The sequence below is a fragment of the Pseudomonas delhiensis genome, assembly GCF_900187975.1.
Taxonomy (GTDB): domain Bacteria; phylum Pseudomonadota; class Gammaproteobacteria; order Pseudomonadales; family Pseudomonadaceae; genus Pseudomonas; species Pseudomonas delhiensis.
The window spans coordinates 59,767-74,786 of sequence record NZ_FZPC01000018.1 but is presented as its reverse complement, the minus strand read 5'-3'; the positions used below and the strand labels follow the sequence as shown (position 1 = coordinate 74,786).

Sequence of the window (15,020 nt, the reverse complement as noted above, 5' to 3'; positions counted from 1 at the left end):
TGTAGCCAGGGCGCTCAGCCGCCCTGGCCCGCCGACGGCTTCTCCGGGCTGCCCGCGGCCGGCTGGCGCAGCTTCAGCAGCAGCGGCGCGAGCACGATGGCCAGGCGCAGCAGGCGCACCAGGCCGCGTTTGCGGCGCAGCATCAGGGCGGCCGCGGCCGCCGCGCCGCCGGCGGCCCACAGCGAGGCGCCGCCGCGCAGTTGCTGGCGCACGCCCTGGCCCAGGTCGCGGGCCTGGCGCAGCGGCTGCAGGAGCTTCTCGCTTTCCTGGCGCAGCTGCTGGCGCTGGACTTCCAGGCGCAGGCGCAGCACCGCCTTGCGCAGTTCCCGCCGCGTGGGGCGGGGGGAGAGTTGCGGCAGTTCACTCATGGCAGCAGTTGCTCCCGGTCACGGGCCAGTTCTTCCAGGGTGGCGCTGAATGGCGAGCTGTCGTCGTCCACCAGCTGGTACAGGCGCCAGGCGCACAGCCCGCCGCCCAGCGCATAGAAGGCGCACAGGCCGAGCACGGCGGCCAGCCGGTCGCTGTCCCAGAACAGCACCAGCACCAGCAGCGACAGGCCCAGTATCAGCAGCAGGGCGAACAGCAACGCCAGCCCGGCGAACAGCAGCAGCGCCAGGGTACGGCTCTTCTGCTCCTGCAGCTCCAGGCCGAAGAGTTCGACGTGGCCATGCAGCAGGCCCAGCAGTGCGGCGCCGAAGCGCCGCACGGAAGGGCCCTGGTGTGGCGGGGCGTCCTTGGCGTCGCTCATCGGTCAGCGCCGCCCGACCAGCAGGCCGAGCAGGAAGCCGACGCCCGCGGCCAGGCCCACGGCCTGCCAGGGATGCTCGCCGACATAGTCCTCGGTGGCGTCCACCGCGGCGCGGCCCTGGTCGCGCACGGCGCTCTGCGCGGCGTCGATGCGTTCGCGGGCCCGGCCCAGTCCGGAGCGCAGCTGTTCGCGCAGGGCATCGGCTTCCTCGCCGGCCAGTTCCGCGGAGGTCTGCAGGAGTTTCTCGGTGTCGGCCACCAGGGCCTGGAACTCGGCCAGCAGCTCGTCCTTGGTGGTATTCGCGGTGCTCTTGCGGGGCATTGTGAGGCTCCTTGTGTTTGCGAGGGGTTCACTGGTTTCTGAGCCCCAGGGCGTTGGGAAGTTTCCCATAAATCGACGGCGAAGCGGCGACGCAGAGCAGGACTCAGGCCCGTTCAGTGAAGACCAGTCTGCGCCGCTTCGCCCGTCGGGTGCATGGTATGCCGCTTGCAACGCCGTGGTGCGTCATCCGGTGCGAGTGCCCCAGACGGGGGCGTTCAGGGACGTCCGAAGACCGCCGGAAAATCCATTAACCAACTGAAAGACAAAAGAAAAATCAAAAAAACAGAGGTGCCCCTCCGCGCCCTCGTGTGCCGTGTGGAGCAGGGGGCTGGACCTTATCGGTGCGCCTGCGCTTCATGCTGGTGCGGCGCGCCGGGGCGATGAGCTGTTTTGGTGCTTTTTCGGTCTGATCCGGGGCTGCCTGATTCATGGAAAACCTCAACAGTGCCGTGGAAACCCTGATCCACGGTTCCAATACCCTGTTCATCCTGCTGGGCGCCGTGATGGTGCTGGCCATGCACGCCGGCTTCGCCTTCCTCGAGGTCGGCACGGTGCGCCTGAAGAACCAGGTCAACGCCTTGTCGAAGATCCTCTCGGACTTCGCCGTGTCCTGCCTTGCGTACTTCTTCATCGGCTACTGGATCGCCTACGGCGTGGATTTCCTCAAGCCGGCCAGCGAGCTGAGCGCGGAGAACGGCTATGCGCTGGTCAAGTTCTTCTTCCTGCTGACCTTCGCCGCCGCCATCCCCGCGATCATTTCCGGGGGCATCGCAGAGCGCGCCCGGTTCGCCCCGCAGCTGTGCGCCACGGCGTTGATCGTGGCCTTCGTCTACCCCTTCTTCGAGGGCATGGCGTGGAACGGCAACCACGGCCTGCAGGCCTGGCTGGCCCTGAAGTTCGGCGCACCCTTCCATGACTTCGCCGGCTCCGTGGTGGTGCACGCCTTCGGCGGCTGGCTGGCGCTGGCCGCGGTGCTGCTGCTGGGCCCGCGCAACGGCCGCTACCGCGAGGGCCGGCTGGTGGCCTTCGCGCCGTCGAACATCCCCTTCCTGGCCCTGGGCGCCTGGATCCTGGTGGTCGGCTGGTTCGGCTTCAACGTGATGAGCGCGCAGACCCTGGACCACGCCAGCGGCCTGGTGGCGGTGAACTCGCTGCTGGCCATGGTCGGTGGCACCATCGCCTCGCTGCTGGTGGGGCGCAACGACCCCGGCTTCCTGCACAACGGCCCGCTGGCCGGCCTGGTGGCGGTGTGCGCCGGCTCCGACCTGATGCACCCGGTCGGCGCATTGGCCACGGGGCTGGTGGCCGGCGCGCTGTTCGTCTGGGTGTTCACCGCGGCGCAGACGCGCTGGAAGCTAGACGACGTGCTCGGCGTATGGCCGCTGCACGGCCTGTGCGGCGCCTGGGGCGGCATCGCCTGCGGCATCTTCGGCCAGCAGGCCCTGGGCGGCCTGGGCGGGGTGAGCCTGGCGAGCCAGGCGCTGGGCACCGTGCTGGGCGTCGTCATCGCCTTCGCCGGCGGGCTGCTGGTCTACGGCGGGATCAAGGCGGTGGTGGGCATCCGCCTGAGCCAGGAAGAGGAGTACTACGGCGCCGACCTGTCGATCCACAAGATCGGGGCGATCAACCACGATTGAGCGCCGTTCGCGCCACCGCGGCGTCCGGCGCGGCCGTTGAGTCCAATCGCGGACGGAGTCCGCTCCTACGCTCGTGCCTCCTGGAGCCATAGGACCTTGTCCGCGATCATGGCGGATAACGCCGTAGGCGTTATGCGCCCTACGGAGAGCCCTGGAGCTTTGTGGTTTCGCCCCGCGCCGGACGGTTCCCTCTCCCGCTTGCGGGGGAGGGTTAGGGAGGGGGGCGGCGTAAGAGGTGGCAGAGGTGCGTGGGCGAAGTCCGCTCCCTCTCCCCAACCCTCTCCCTGAGGGGAGAGGGGGCTGTCCCGAGCAAGCGGATAACGCAGCGTCAGCCGGCAAACTCGTAGGGCGAATAACCGTTCGCGGTTATCCGCCATTGGCCCAAACACCGATGCCCGACGACGATGGCGGATAACGCCGTAGGCGTTATGCGCCCTACGGGTTTCCAGAGAAACAACCGAGCGCACCGGAACGCCCCTTCAGAAGGCCGAGCGAAACCGGCGCTCAGGAGGTCATGCGACATGGATGTCGCGAGAGCCCCGATCAGCACAGGGACGTGCTGTCGGGGCGGGCCTCCGTGGCGGGGGAGTTCGTGAGGGTAGCCCGGCTCCATCGGGCCCGTATGCGGGGCAAGCCTTCTTGGTTACTTCTTTGAGGTTCGGCTTCCCGACGTTTGAAAGAAGTGACTCGCCCGAGGGGGCGAAACAAGAGACATCCGAGCACTCGGAGCGGCGCGCTACACCCAAACCCGACATCATTGGGTTCCCGCGTTCGCGGGAATGGCAAGGTTAAGGGAGGAGCGAGAGGCTAGAGTTCGCGAGCAAGCTCGCTCCTACGAAGAGCATCTCGGCGCGGGCGCGAGACAGTTGCTCCTACGGCCGTGCTTGCCGGGAACTGTAGGAGCGGACTCTGTCCGCGATCAGGCGGATAACGCCTGGGGCGCCATCCGCCCTGCAGGTATGCCGCGGGTATAAAAAAGCCCCGCCGGATGGCGGGGCTCAAACCATAGGAGCGGTGTCTTCCTTCAGCGCACTGTCACCACAGCGGCATGGTGTAGCTGAGGATCAGGCGGTTCTCGTCCGCGGCGTTGCTGGCGGCGGTATTGCGGCTGAAGTTGCTGCGGGTGGTCGCGTTACGCCATTTCACGCCGAAGCCCTTGAGCGCGCCGTCCTGGAAGACGTAGGCGACGTCGGTGTCGCGTTCCCATTCCTTGCCTTCCCCGCTGGTGGTCAGCAGGTCGATGTTGTCGCCCTTGATGTAGCGGGTCATGAAGGTCAGGCCGGGGATGCCGAGGCCGGCGAAGTTGTAGTCGTAGCGGGCCTGCCAGGACTTCTCGTCCTTGTTGGCGAAGTCGTTGATCTGGACGAAGTTCACCAGGTAGGGGTCGGCGCCGTTGATGTAGGCGAAGCCGGTGTCGCCGCTCATCTTCTGGTAGCCGACGCCGAAGGCGTGGTAGCCCAGGTTGTAGGTGAACATGGCGTTGAGCGCCTTGTTGTCGACGTTGCTGCTGCCGTCGTCGGTGGACTTGGCCCAGCGCAAGTCGGTCTTCAGCGACTGGCCCTCGGTGATCGGCAGCAGGTAGGTCGCGGTCAGGAAGTGCTGCTTGTAGAAGTCCTCCAACTGGCCGTAGTGGTAGCCGGTGCTGAAGTTCTTGGTCCAGGCGTAGGTGCCGCCGGCGAAGTCGAACTCGTTGGTGGTGGTGCCGGTGCGGAAGCTGATGTTCTTCTTGCCGCCGCCGGTGATGGTCATCTCCTGGTAGTCGGAGGAGTCACGCAGGTTGGTCTGGTTCAGGCGGCCGGCGTCGAAGGTCAGGCCGTCGAGCTGGGTGGAGTTGAAGGCGCCGCCCAGGAACACCTGCGGCAGCAGGCGGCTGTCGTTGGGCATGATGACCGGCAGTTTCGGGATCAGGGTGCCGACCTTCAGGGTGTTCTTCTCGTAGCGCAGCTTGGCGGTCATGCCCAGCTTGCTGTAGTCGTCGGCGGCGTCGCCGCTGGCGGTCTTGGGCAGCAGGCCGGAGCCGGTACGGTCCGCACTGGAATCCAGCTTCAGGCCGAGCATGCCGATGGCGTCTACCCCCACGCCGATGGTGCCGTCGGTATAGCCGGACTCGTAGCGCAGGATGAAGCCCTGCGCCCATTCCTCGGCCTTGTTCTGCTGGGCCGGGGTGGAGGTGCGGAAATCGCGGTTGAAGTAGAAGTTGCGCAGTTCGACGCTGGCCTTGCTGTCCGAGATGAAATCGGCGTGAGCCAGGGCGGGGATGATGCAGCTGGAACCCAGCGCGGCCATGGCCACGGCACGGGCGATCGGAGTCTTGCTCATTGTTATTGTCTCCTCGAGCGCTTTGAGCAGTTCGGTGATGCCTGGACTACGCCGGCATGTCGATCTGTTACAGCCTGCCTACTAAATCATTACAGGCTTTTTCCGACTCTTAGACCTTAGTCGCTGTTGCCCGGGGTATCCCGCTGATTTGCCTGGAGTTGACCGAAGGACTTTCACTGCACCCATTGCGGGTAGTAGCCGAGGCGGTCCTGCACCTGGGCGTCGTGCGCCGGGACCACGGTGATTTCCGGGTGCGCCAGGAGCATTTCGTGGACCTTCGCCAACTGCGCCAGGGTCTGCTCGCGGTCGCGGTCCACCAGGCGGCTGCTGACCCAGAACTTCTGCCGCGGGCCGCTGAAGCCTTCCAGGCGCCAACTGGTGTCGCCGCTGAAGAAGAAGCGGCGGCCGTCGCCCAGGGTGAGGAACAGGCCGACCGAGCCGGGTGTATGGCCGGGCATGGGCACCAGCACCAGGCTGCCGTCGCCGAACAGGTCCAGGCTCTCGTCGAAGGCCAGGAAGGGCGTGGGCGAGAACACATAGGGCCGCCAGGGCGTCGCCGCGCTGAACTCGCTGGGGAACACCGCCGGCGGCGTGGCGACGTGGGCGTAGTCGATTTCCGCATAGGGCGCCCACACCGGCACCTCGGGGAAGTCCACCAGGGCCGAGGCGTGGTCCCAGTGGGCGTGGGACAGGTAGATGCGGTCGATGCGGATGCCGCTGCCGGCCAGTTGCTCGCGCACCGGGCGCACCTCGCCGAAGCGGAACAGCGGCTTGTCCCACCAGGGCATGTCCTGCTCGAACTGCGCCTGCGCCCGGCTGCCCAGGCCGGTGTCGAACAGCAGCGTGGCCGCGTGGTGCTGGATGAGCAGCGCGCTGTGGTTGACGCGCACCTGGCGCGTCCAGTCGCCGCCGGCGAGGGTCAGGGCGTCGAGGGTGGTGAGCCCGGAGGTGCGCACCAGGGCGAAGCGCAGCCCGTCGGCGTGGCCGGGCAGGCTGGCGAACCCCAGCAGCAGGGCGAGGAGGAGTCTGGCGAGGGGCATGGCGGGCATCCTGGTCCGTAGGCTCAGAGGGTGGGCAGGGGGAGGTAGCCGGGGAGGGCGCGGATGCGTTCCTGCCAGGCCAGCACGTGGGGGTAGCCGGTGGTCTCCAGGCCACCCTCGTGCGCCAGGGCTACGTAGGGATAGACCGCGATGTCGGCGATGCTCGGCCCGGCCGTGCGGGCCAGCCAGGGCTGGCGCGAGAGCTCCCCGTCGAGCAGTTCCAGGGCTTGGCGCGCCTTGGCCTGGGCCGCGCCGAGGTCGCCGGGGCGCTTGAACAGCTGGATGACCCGCGCCTGGGCCGGGCCGTGCTGGATCTCGTTGGCGGCGAAGCTCAGCCAGTGGGCGATGCGCCCCTGGGGCTCGGCGTCGAGCGGGTACCAGGACGGCTCGGCATAGCGGCGCGCCAGGTAGACCAGGATGGCCTGGGAGTCGCCCAGGCCGAAGTCGCCGTCTTCCAGGGCCGGCACCTGGCCGCGCGGGTTGATGGCGAGGAAGGCCGGGCGCTTGTGCACGCCGCTGCGCAGGTCGACGTTGACCAGGTCGGCGCCCTGGCCGATCAGGCTGAGGAACAGGCGGACCTTGTAGGCATTTCCGGAGAGCGGGATGTCGTGCAGTTTCATGGCTGTGTTCCTGCTGGGGGGTTGTCGGGAACGGTTCCGGTAGATATTAGACAGACAAGTCTGTATAGTTCAAGCTCGAAATACGCCCCTCCCGGTGCCCGCCGGTTCAAGAGCGCCGGCGCCTCGCGCATAATGACCGCCCAGGAGGTGCCCATGACGTCCAGCAAGGCTTCCAGCAAGCGCGAGCAGTTGCTCAATACCGCCCTCGACCTGTTCTACCGCGAGGGCTACCACGCCACGGGCATCGACCGTATCCTGGCCGAGTCCGGGGTGGCCAAGATGACCCTGTACAAGCACTTCAAGTCCAAGGACGAGCTGATCATGGCCGCCCTGGAGGAACGCCACGCGCGCACCCTGCGCCGCTTCCGCGACGGCTCGCGCCTGGCCCCGCGCGAGGCCATACTGGCGGTCTTCGACAACCTGCACGGCTACCTGCACGAGGACGGCTTCAGCGGTTGCGCCTTCATCCATGCAGCCGCCGAGTTCCATGACCGTGGGCACCCGATCCACCGCCAGGCCGCCGAGCACAAGGGTTTCGTCGAGGCGTTCTTCCGCCGCCAACTGGAGGCGCTGGGCGTACACGAGCCGGGCAAGCTGGCGCGGCAGCTGCAATATTTGCTGGAAGGGGTGCTGGTCATGGCGCACATGCACGGTCCGGCCGACCAGGCCCTGGAGGCGCGCGAGGTGGCGGAAGCCTTGCTGCGCCAGGCCGGCCATTGACGGGGGAGGATGCGATGGGCCCTGAATGCCAGCTGTTCGGAACCCTGGGGTGCCACCTGTGCGAGGTGGCGGAGGCGCTGCTGATGCCGTTCGTCGAGCACGGCCTGCTGGTGGAGCTGGTCGACATCGCCGACCGCGAGGAGTGGGTCGAGCGCTATGGCCTCAGCATCCCGGTGCTGCGCCGTTGCGACACGGGGGCGGAGCTGAACTGGCCGTTCGACGCCGAACAGGTGGCCGCCTTCCTCAGTCGCTGATCCTTGCCGGCGACGCCTCTGCGCCCGGTGTCGCTCTGTGTCAGTCTTGTGCTGTCTAACCCCCTCGTTGGAGACAGCACTATGAAAATCGGATTCCTTGGCCTTGGCGGCATGGGCGCCGGCATGGCCGCGAACCTCATCCGCGGCGGCCACCAGGTGCACCTGTGGAACCGCTCGCCGGCGGCGCTGGAGCCGCTGCTGGCCCTGGGCGGCCTGGCGGCGGCCGACCCGGTGGCGGCCTTCGATGCCGACGTGGTGATTTCCATGCTCGCCGACGACACCGCGACCCGCGCGGTGCTCCTCGACAGCGGCGCCCTGGACTCGGCGCGGCCGGGGCTGATCCACCTGAGCATGGCCACGCTGTCGGTGGCCCTGATCGGCGAACTGGCCGAGCGCCACCGCCAGCGCGACCTGGCCTTCATCGCCGCGCCGGTGTTCGGCCGCACCGACGTGGCCGAGGCCGGCAAGCTCAACATCCTCGCCGCGGGCCCCGCGGAGGCCATCGCCGAAGTGCAGCCGCTGCTCGACCTGATGGGCCAGAAGACCTGGCCGCTGGGCGACGAGCCCCTGAGCGCGGCGGCGGTGAAGATCGCCGGCAACTTCATGATCGCCAGCGCCATCGAGGCCATGGGCGAGGCCTCGGCCCTGGCCAAGGGTTTCGGCGTGGAGCCGGCGCAACTGCTGGAGATCATGGGCAGCACCCTGTTCAACGCGCCGGTGTACCGCAACTACGGCGCGCTGATCGCCGAGCAGCGCTACGAGCCGGCGGCATTCCGCCTGGTGCTCGGCCTGAAGGACGTGGGCCTGGCCCTGGCGGCGGGGCAGAGCCGCCACGTGCCGCTGCCGTTCGCCAGCGTGCTGCGCGACAACCTGCTGGAGGCGGTGGCCCAGGGCGACGGCGAGCGGGACTGGGCGGCATTGGCCCAGGTGGCGATGCGCCGCTCCGGGCAGGCGTAAGGGCGTAGGGCGGATAACGTTCGACGTTATCCGCCGTTTGACCTTGGCCTCAGGCGCGCCTCGGGCTTGGTCACGGAGTACCTCGTTCCGGGCACTCCGAGTTCAACCGCGAAGCCGGGCATGAGCTGGGTGAAACGGCGTATAACCGCGAACGGTTATACGCCCTACGTCACGGATAGGCCTGGCGTAGGGCGCATAACGCCTTCGGCGTTATCCGCCGCTTGGCCGTGATCCTCCGCGGCTCCGAGGCTGACCTGGGCATTGGCCGTGGCCCCGGCGCATCGGCGGATAACCGCGAACGGTTATTCGCCCTACAACAGCACCTCGCTGAGCGGGATGAAGGGCACCGTCTCGCCCTCTTCCAGCGTCCGCCCCTCGCGCACTTCCACCAGGCCGTCGGCCCAGGCGGCGCTGCGCAGCACGCCGGAGCTCTGGTTCGGGTAGATCAGCGCACGGCCATTCTCCAGGCGCGCGCGCAGGTATTCGCGGCGGTTGCCGGCGCGCTTCCAGGCAAAGCCGGCGGGCACTTCGACACGTAGCGGCGTCACCGCCTCCACTCCCAGGCGGCGCAGCAGGTAGGGGCGCGCCAGCAGGGCGAAGGTGACCAGGGTGGAAGCCGGGTTGCCCGGCAGGCCGATCACCGGAGTCCCCTGGTAGTGGCCGACGGTCAGCGGCTTGCCCGGCTTGATCGCCAGCTTCCACAGCGCCAGCTCGCCGGCCTCGCGCAGGGCCGCGCCGAGGAAGTCGGCCTCGCCCACGGAGACGCCGCCGGTAGTCAGGATCAGGTCGGCGCCGCCCAACGAGCCGAGCACCTCGCGGGTCTTCGCCAGGTCGTCGGGGAGGATGCCGGCATCCCGCACCTCGCAGCCGGAGCGCAGCAGCCAGGCCTTCAGCAGGGCGCGGTTGCTGTTGTAGATCTGCCCGGTGCGCAGCGGCTGGCCCGGCTCCACCAGCTCGTCGCCGGTGGACAGCAGCGCCACCCGCGGCTTGCGCCGCACGTTCAGCACGGCCTGGCCGAGCGAGGCGGCCAGGCCCAGCTCGATGGCGCCCAGGCGCGTGCCGGCCGGCAGCACCTGGTCGCCCTGGCGGGTCTCCTGGCCCTGCGGGCGGATGTGCTGGCCGAAGCGCAGCGCTTCGAGGAAGCGCACGCGGCCGTCTTCCAGCACCTCGACGTTTTCCTGCATCTCCACGCAATCCGCGCCATGGGGCACGGGCGCGCCGGTGAAGATGCGCGCGCAGGTGCCCGCCCGCAGCGGCTCGGGGGCGACGCCGGCAAAAATCTTCTGGCTCACCACCAGGGGCTCGCCCTGCCAGTCGGCCAGGCGCAGCGCGTAGCCGTCCATGGCGCTGTTGTCCCAGGGCGGCAGGTCGAAGCCGGACAGCAGCGGCGCGGCCAGCACGCGGCCCTCGGCCTCGGCCAGGGGAACCTGCTCGACGTCCTCGATCGGCGCCTGGGCCGCCAGCGCCATCAGTTGCGCCAGGGCCTCCTCGACCGGCAGCAGGCCGGGTTTGTCGCAGCAGCTCATCCGCGGCTCTCGCAGGGCGCGGCCTGCTTCAGGTGCGGCACGAAGTTGCACGGGCGGTGGCGGGCGTCCAGTTGCTCGGCGAGGATCCCGTCCCAGGCGGTGCGGCAGGCATTGGTGGAGCCCGGCAGGCAGCACACCAGGGTGCCGTTGGCCAGCCCGGCCAGGGCGCGGGACTGCACGGTGGAAGTGCCGATGTCGGCCACCGAGATCTGCCGGAACAGCTCGCCGAAGCCGTCCACCACCTTGTCCAGCAGGCAGGTCACCGCCTCCGGGGTGCTGTCGCGGCCGGTGAAGCCGGTGCCGCCGGTGACCAGCACCACCTGCACCTGCTCCTCGGCGATCCAGGTGGCGACCTGGGCGCGGATGCGGTAGAGGTCGTCCTTCAGCAACACCCGCGCGGCCAGGTTGTGGCCGGCGGCGCTCAGACGGTCGACGAACAACTGGCCGGAGGTGTCGGTCGCCAGGGTGCGGGTGTCGCTGACGGTGAGCACGGCGATGTTCAGCGGGACGAATTCGGGCGTGGCCAGGTGGCTCATGGACGGTGTCCTTGCTTGAGAGACGGGGATGCCGGTGTTATATCACAGGCCCGTTCCGGAGACCTCGCCATGCCTGACACCATCCTGCCGCCCTGTTCCGTCCTGCTGCTCGCCGGGGGCCGCGGCCAGCGCATGGGGGGGCGCGACAAGGGCCTGCTGGAATGGCGCGGGCGCCCGTTGATCAGCTACCTGCACGAACGCGTGCGCCCGCTGAGCGACGACCTGATCGTCTCCTGCAACCGCAACGCCGACATCTACCGTGCCTACGCCGACCAACTGGTGCACGACGACACCCCGGACTACCCCGGCCCGCTCGCCGGCATCCGCGCCGGCCTGCGGGCCGCCCGCCACCCCTGGCTGCTGGTGCTGCCCTGCGACGCCCCGCTGTTCGACGAGGAACTCATCGGGCGCCTGCGCCAGGCCGCCGCCGCGCGACCCGAAGTACCGCACATGCTGCACGACGGCGAGCACTGGGAGCCGCTGTTCTGCATCCTGCCCAAGGCCCTGGCGCCCCAGCTGGAAGCCGCCTGGCAACGCGGCGAGCGCAGCCCGCGCCAGGTCCTGCTGCCCCTGGGGGCATGCCCGGTGGCCTGCGCCAGGGACGACCCGCGCCTGGCCAACCTGAACTCCCCCGAGTTGCTGAACAGCCCGGGCTAGACGCTCGATCCAGGGTCTTTCGAGAAATGACGGGGAACTTTGCCACTATTCTCCCAGTCGGAAAGTCCGAACAAACCTCGATTCGTACAGGAGATATACGAATGATCAATCGCGCGCTCCCAGCTTTCCTGCTCGTCCTGGGCCTTGGCGCACTCGCTGGCTGCTCCAGCCCCAGCGTCATCACCCTGAACGACGGCCGCGAGATCCAGTCCGTCGACACGCCCAAGTACGACGACGACACCGGTTTCTATGAATTCGAACAACTGGACGGCAAACGCGTACGCGTGAACAAGGACCAGGTGCGCACCGTCAAGGATCTCTGATCCCCGACCGCCAGCACCCGGGCGCCCCGCCGGACTCCGAGTCCCGCGGGGCGTCGGCTTTTTCGGGGGGAGGAAAATATTTCTGAAAAATTTTTCGCTAACCCCTTGTGCATCAAAAGTTTTTCGGTAGAATGCGCGCCATCAAACGGAGCGTAGCGCAGCTTGGTAGCGCGTCTCGTTCGGGACGAGAAGGTCGCTGGTTCGAATCCAGTCGCTCCGACCAATTCCCGAAAAACCCGCCTTAACCGGCGGGTTTTTTATTGCCTGCGATTTTTCCCAGCAGGCATTTCCCCACGCCCAGACGTAGGGCGAATAACCGTTCGCGGTTATCCGCCGATGCGCCGGGGCCACGGCCAATGCCCAGGTCAGCCTCGGAGCCGCGGAGGATCACGGCCAAGCGGCGGATAACGCCGTAGGCGTTATGCGCCCTACGCCAGGCCTATCCGTGACGTAGGGCGAATAACCGTTCGCGGTTATCCGCCGATGCGCCGGGGCCACGGCCAATGCCCAGGTCAGCCTCGGAGCCGCCGGAGGGCACGGCAAAGCGGCGGATAACGCCGTAGGCGTTATGCGCCCTACGCCGGGCCTACCCGTGACGTAGGGCGAAGCCGTTCACCCCGCCGCCGGTCGGTGGCGCTGGCGGTATTCCCCCGGCGTTTCCCCGGTCCAGCCCTTGAAGCTGCGGTGGAAGGAGCGCGACTCGGTGAAGCCCAGGTACTGGGCGATGTCCTGGATCTGCAGGTCGCTGTGCAGCAGGTAGTGCTCGGCCAGCTCCTGGCGCAGCGTGTCGAGTATCTGCTGGTAGCTGGTGCCGGCCTGCTGCAGGTGGCGCTGCAGGGTGCGCACGGTCATCTCGAAGCGCTCGGCGACGCGCTCCTTGCGCGGCAGGCCGTCCTTCATCAGCAGGCGCAGGGCGTTCTTCACCCGCAGCGGCAACGGCTCATCGTCGTCCAGCTCGGCCATCATGGCCAGGGCGTGCTCTTCCAGGGTGCGCAGTAGGTTGGCGTCGGCCTGGCGCAGCGGGAAGGCCAGCAGCGGCAGGGGCACCAGCAGGGCGCTGCAGGGCTTTTCGAAGCGCACCGGGCAGCCGAACAGCCGCTCGTATTCGGCCAGGTCGGTGCCGGCCGGCTGCGGGTGTTCGAACCAGACCTCCTCGGGCGAGCCTTCGAAGTCGGCGATCCAGCGCGCATACAGCAGCCAGGAGGCCAGCACGTTCTCCACCATGTGGCGGCGGATGTCGGCGGCCTGGTGGCGGCAGCTCCAGACCAGGCGCACGTGGCCGTCGCCCGGCTCGACGCGGCTCACGCCCATGTCCCCCACCAGCTTCTCGTAGGGGATGATGCGGTTCATCGCCTCGCCCAGGGTGGCGCAGTTCATGGTGATGTAGCCGAGCACGCTCCACGAGCCCGGCTGCACGAAGCGCGCGGCGTGCAGGCCGAACAGCGGGTCGCCGGCGTGTTCGCAGAAATGCCCCAGCAGGCGCTCGTGGGCCTCGCTGGGCAGGCGCTGGCTGTTGTCGGCCAGCTGCGCGCGGGTGAGGCCGGCGGCCCGCAGGGCGGCGTCGACGTCCAGGCCGAGGTGCTCGGCCTGGCGCAGGTACTTGAGCAGGGCGGGTACGGAGGTGTAGCCGAGGGCGTGCATGGGGCGCTCTTGTTCTGGTGGCTCTATTGGCGACAGGCGCTGGCCCGATCCGACAGTGACAGGCTCGGGCGGCGCACTAGTATAGGCAGCCATTGCAAGCGATCGGAACAGGAGCACGGCAGGCATGCGACGCTGGAATGGCTGGGGTGAGGAAAGCACTTCGATGGAGCTGCCCGGCTCGGGCCGCGCCTTTCTCGCCGAGCAGATCGGCCCTGGCCTCGCGCTGCCCGACGCCAGCCTCGACAGCGTGCTGGCCAGGGTGCCGGCCTCGCGCCTGGCCGAGCACCCGCTGGTGCTGCGCGAGCCCATGGACCGCCTGCTGCACGCCCGCGGCCAGAGCCTGGCCGACTGGCTGGCCATGCGCGAGGGCGAGTTCGGCCGCTTCCCCGACGGCGTGGCCTACCCGCAGAGCGCCGAGCAGATCCGCGAACTGCTGCGCCATGCCCAGGCCACCGACTGCCTGCTGATCCCCTACGGCGGCGGCACCTCGGTGGCCGGGCACATCAACCCGCCGGCCGCCGGCAAGCCGGTGCTGACCGTCTCCCTGGCGCACATGAACCGCCTGCTGGAACTGGACGAGGAGAGCCTGGTGGCCACCTTCGGCCCCGGCGCCAACGGCCCGCAGGTGGAAAGCCAACTGCGCGCCCGCGGCTACACCCTCGGCCACTTCCCGCAGTCCTGGGAGCTCTCGACCCTCGGCGGCTGGGTGGCCAGCCGCTCCAGCGGCCAGCAGTCGCTGCGCTACGGGCGCATCGAGCAACTGTTCGCCGGCGGTACCCTGGAGACCTTCGCCGGGCCGCTGGACATCCCCACCTTCCCGGCTTCGTCCGCCGGCCCCGACCTGCGCGAACTGGTGCTGGGCTCGGAAGGCCGCTTCGGCATCCTCTCCTCGGTGAAGGTGCGCGTCTCGCGGCTGGCCGAGCAGGAACGCTTCTACGTGGTCTTCCTGCCGTCCTGGGAACAGGGCCTGGCAGCCATCCGCGACCTGGCCCAGGCACGGGTGCAGCTGTCCATGCTGCGCCTGTCCAATGCCGTGGAAACCCGCACCCAGCTGACCCTCGCCGGGCACCCCGGGCAGATCGCCTGGCTGGAGCGCTACCTGAAGTGGCGCGGGGCGGGCGAGGGCAAGTGCATGCTGACCTTCGGCGTCACTGGCAGCCGCGCGCAGAACGCCGCCTCGCTGAAGCTTGCGCGGCGCCTGCTGAAGGCTTTCGGCGGGGTGTTCACCGGTACCCTGCTGGGGCGCAAGTGGGAGGCCAGCCGCTTCCGCTCGCCCTATTTGCGCGAAACGCTGTGGCAGGCCGGCTACGTGGTGGACACCCTGGAGACCGCCACCGACTGGAGCAACGTCGACAACCTCATGCGGCGCATCGAGGCCAGCCTGCGCGACGGCCTGGCGGCGGAGGGCGAGCGGGTGCACGTGTTCACCCACCTGTCCCACGTCTACGGCGAAGGCTCCAGCATCTACACCACCTACGTGTTCCGCCCCGCGGCCAGCTACGCCGCCACCCTCGAACGCTGGCGCCGGCTCAAGGACGCCGCCAGCCGGACGATCGTCGACAACCGCGGCACCATCAGCCACCAGCACGGCGTGGGCCGCGACCACGCGCCCTACCTGGCGGTGGAGAAGGGCGAGCTGGGCATGGCCACCCTGCGGGCCCTGGCCAGCCATTTCGACCCCGCCGGCCGGCTCAACCCCGGCAGCCTGCTGCAGGACTGAC

16 protein-coding genes and 1 tRNA gene are annotated in these 15,020 nt (G+C 68.7%); 8 read left to right on the top strand and 9 right to left on the bottom strand.

Annotation, left to right across the window (positions count from 1 at the left end; all coding sequences use genetic code 11):
* Nucleotides 1-14: 14 nt before the first annotated feature.
* Genes CHC02_RS17160 through CHC02_RS17150 form a run of 3 tightly spaced genes read right to left on the bottom strand, consistent with a single transcriptional unit; the run spans nt 15 to nt 1,069 of the window.
* On the bottom strand, nt 15-368 hold the full coding sequence (locus CHC02_RS17160; protein WP_089392659.1) for a hypothetical protein: 354 nt from the start codon (nt 366-368) through the stop codon (nt 15-17).
* On the bottom strand, nt 365-748 hold the full coding sequence (locus tag CHC02_RS17155) for a phage holin family protein (RefSeq protein WP_089392658.1): 384 nt from the start codon (nt 746-748) through the stop codon (nt 365-367). Before CHC02_RS17155 ends, CHC02_RS17160 begins: the two co-directional genes overlap by 4 nt.
* Before the next feature lie 3 nt (nt 749-751).
* On the bottom strand, nt 752-1,069 hold the full coding sequence (locus CHC02_RS17150) for an ElaB/YgaM/YqjD family protein (RefSeq protein ID WP_089392657.1): 318 nt from the start codon (nt 1,067-1,069) through the stop codon (nt 752-754).
* A gap of 428 nt (nt 1,070-1,497) precedes the next feature.
* Between CHC02_RS17150 and CHC02_RS17145 the strand changes: the two genes are divergently transcribed.
* Nucleotides 1,498-2,706, top strand: a complete 1,209-nt coding sequence (locus CHC02_RS17145; RefSeq protein ID WP_089392656.1) for an ammonium transporter — start codon at nt 1,498-1,500, stop codon at nt 2,704-2,706.
* Between the two features lie 1,035 nt (nt 2,707-3,741).
* On the opposite strand, the gene CHC02_RS17140 is transcribed toward CHC02_RS17145, so the two are convergent.
* The 3 genes from CHC02_RS17140 to CHC02_RS17130 form a co-directional block, all read right to left on the bottom strand.
* The gene (locus CHC02_RS17140; protein ID WP_089392655.1) at nt 3,742-5,025 is read right to left on the bottom strand and encodes an OprD family porin; all 1,284 of its coding nucleotides are present in this window, start codon (nt 5,023-5,025) and stop codon (nt 3,742-3,744) included.
* Between the two features lie 173 nt (nt 5,026-5,198).
* The gene (locus tag CHC02_RS17135) at nt 5,199-6,065 is read right to left on the bottom strand and encodes an MBL fold metallo-hydrolase (RefSeq protein WP_089392654.1); all 867 of its coding nucleotides are present in this window, start codon (nt 6,063-6,065) and stop codon (nt 5,199-5,201) included.
* A 23-nt stretch (nt 6,066-6,088) separates the two neighbouring features.
* Complete coding sequence (locus CHC02_RS17130; protein ID WP_089392653.1) at nt 6,089-6,685, bottom strand: glutathione S-transferase family protein; 597 nt, start codon at nt 6,683-6,685, stop codon at nt 6,089-6,091.
* Between the two features lie 153 nt (nt 6,686-6,838).
* Here CHC02_RS17130 and CHC02_RS17125 point away from each other — a divergent pair, with 153 nt between their 5' ends.
* The 3 genes from CHC02_RS17125 to CHC02_RS17115 all read left to right on the top strand — a co-directional run bounded on the left by CHC02_RS17125 (nt 6,839) and on the right by CHC02_RS17115 (nt 8,616).
* A complete protein-coding gene (locus CHC02_RS17125) occupies nt 6,839-7,405 on the top strand; it encodes a TetR/AcrR family transcriptional regulator (protein WP_089392729.1) in 567 nt (188 codons plus the stop codon).
* 14 nt (nt 7,406-7,419) lie between these two features.
* On the top strand, nt 7,420-7,659 hold the full coding sequence (locus CHC02_RS17120) for a glutaredoxin family protein (protein ID WP_089392652.1): 240 nt from the start codon (nt 7,420-7,422) through the stop codon (nt 7,657-7,659).
* A gap of 81 nt (nt 7,660-7,740) precedes the next feature.
* A complete protein-coding gene (locus CHC02_RS17115; protein ID WP_089392651.1) occupies nt 7,741-8,616 on the top strand; it encodes an NAD(P)-dependent oxidoreductase in 876 nt (291 codons plus the stop codon).
* A gap of 311 nt (nt 8,617-8,927) precedes the next feature.
* Here CHC02_RS17115 and CHC02_RS17110 read toward each other — a convergent pair whose 3' ends face one another.
* Entirely contained in the window at nt 8,928-10,142 is a 1,215-nt protein-coding gene (locus tag CHC02_RS17110) for a molybdopterin molybdotransferase MoeA (RefSeq protein WP_089392650.1), read from the bottom strand.
* On the bottom strand, nt 10,139-10,678 hold the full coding sequence (gene moaB, locus CHC02_RS17105) for a molybdenum cofactor biosynthesis protein B (RefSeq protein WP_089392649.1): 540 nt from the start codon (nt 10,676-10,678) through the stop codon (nt 10,139-10,141). The genes CHC02_RS17110 and moaB overlap by 4 nt, the downstream gene beginning before the upstream one ends.
* Before the next feature lie 69 nt (nt 10,679-10,747).
* Here moaB and mobA point away from each other — a divergent pair, with 69 nt between their 5' ends.
* The 3 genes from mobA to CHC02_RS17090 all read left to right on the top strand — a co-directional run bounded on the left by mobA (nt 10,748) and on the right by CHC02_RS17090 (nt 11,881).
* On the top strand, nt 10,748-11,335 hold the full coding sequence (gene mobA, locus CHC02_RS17100) for a molybdenum cofactor guanylyltransferase MobA (protein ID WP_089392648.1): 588 nt from the start codon (nt 10,748-10,750) through the stop codon (nt 11,333-11,335).
* Between the two features lie 101 nt (nt 11,336-11,436).
* Nucleotides 11,437-11,658 (top strand): YgdI/YgdR family lipoprotein, encoded by a 222-nt coding sequence (locus CHC02_RS17095; protein WP_009621327.1) that lies wholly within the window; start codon nt 11,437-11,439, stop codon nt 11,656-11,658.
* A gap of 146 nt (nt 11,659-11,804) precedes the next feature.
* A tRNA-Pro gene (locus tag CHC02_RS17090) sits at nt 11,805-11,881 on the top strand.
* A 389-nt stretch (nt 11,882-12,270) separates the two neighbouring features.
* Here the strand turns inward: CHC02_RS17090 and gliR are convergent.
* Nucleotides 12,271-13,299 carry an AraC family transcriptional regulator GliR gene (gliR, locus tag CHC02_RS17085; RefSeq protein WP_089392647.1) on the bottom strand — a complete coding sequence of 343 codons (1,029 nt, stop codon included), beginning with the start codon at nt 13,297-13,299 and terminating at the stop codon, nt 12,271-12,273.
* A gap of 124 nt (nt 13,300-13,423) precedes the next feature.
* On the opposite strand from gliR, the gene CHC02_RS17080 reads away from it, so the two are divergent.
* The gene (locus CHC02_RS17080) at nt 13,424-15,019 is read left to right on the top strand and encodes an FAD-binding oxidoreductase (protein WP_089392646.1); all 1,596 of its coding nucleotides are present in this window, start codon (nt 13,424-13,426) and stop codon (nt 15,017-15,019) included.
* Nucleotide 15,020: the final 1 nt, after the last annotated feature.

Excerpts from the sequence above, each read along its gene's own strand:
- moaB (WP_089392649.1), bottom strand. The coding sequence starts at position 10,678 with ATGAGCCACCTGGCCACGCCCGAATTCGTCCCGCTGAACATCGCCGTG.
- CHC02_RS17160 (WP_089392659.1), bottom strand. The coding sequence starts at position 368 with ATGAGTGAACTGCCGCAACTCTCCCCCCGCCCCACGCGGCGGGAACTG.
- CHC02_RS17135 (WP_089392654.1), bottom strand. The coding sequence starts at position 6,065 with ATGCCCCTCGCCAGACTCCTCCTCGCCCTGCTGCTGGGGTTCGCCAGC.
- CHC02_RS17115 (WP_089392651.1), top strand. The coding sequence starts at position 7,741 with ATGAAAATCGGATTCCTTGGCCTTGGCGGCATGGGCGCCGGCATGGCC.
- CHC02_RS17120 (WP_089392652.1), top strand. The coding sequence starts at position 7,420 with ATGGGCCCTGAATGCCAGCTGTTCGGAACCCTGGGGTGCCACCTGTGC.
- mobA (WP_089392648.1), top strand. The coding sequence starts at position 10,748 with ATGCCTGACACCATCCTGCCGCCCTGTTCCGTCCTGCTGCTCGCCGGG.
- gliR (WP_089392647.1), bottom strand. The coding sequence starts at position 13,299 with ATGCACGCCCTCGGCTACACCTCCGTACCCGCCCTGCTCAAGTACCTG.
- CHC02_RS17150 (WP_089392657.1), bottom strand. The coding sequence starts at position 1,069 with ATGCCCCGCAAGAGCACCGCGAATACCACCAAGGACGAGCTGCTGGCC.
- CHC02_RS17145 (WP_089392656.1), top strand. The coding sequence starts at position 1,498 with ATGGAAAACCTCAACAGTGCCGTGGAAACCCTGATCCACGGTTCCAAT.
- CHC02_RS17110 (WP_089392650.1), bottom strand. The coding sequence starts at position 10,142 with ATGAGCTGCTGCGACAAACCCGGCCTGCTGCCGGTCGAGGAGGCCCTG.
- CHC02_RS17095 (WP_009621327.1), top strand. The coding sequence starts at position 11,437 with ATGATCAATCGCGCGCTCCCAGCTTTCCTGCTCGTCCTGGGCCTTGGC.
- CHC02_RS17130 (WP_089392653.1), bottom strand. The coding sequence starts at position 6,685 with ATGAAACTGCACGACATCCCGCTCTCCGGAAATGCCTACAAGGTCCGC.
- CHC02_RS17155 (WP_089392658.1), bottom strand. The coding sequence starts at position 748 with ATGAGCGACGCCAAGGACGCCCCGCCACACCAGGGCCCTTCCGTGCGG.
- CHC02_RS17125 (WP_089392729.1), top strand. The coding sequence starts at position 6,839 with ATGACGTCCAGCAAGGCTTCCAGCAAGCGCGAGCAGTTGCTCAATACC.
- CHC02_RS17140 (WP_089392655.1), bottom strand. The coding sequence starts at position 5,025 with ATGAGCAAGACTCCGATCGCCCGTGCCGTGGCCATGGCCGCGCTGGGT.
- CHC02_RS17080 (WP_089392646.1), top strand. The coding sequence starts at position 13,424 with ATGCGACGCTGGAATGGCTGGGGTGAGGAAAGCACTTCGATGGAGCTG.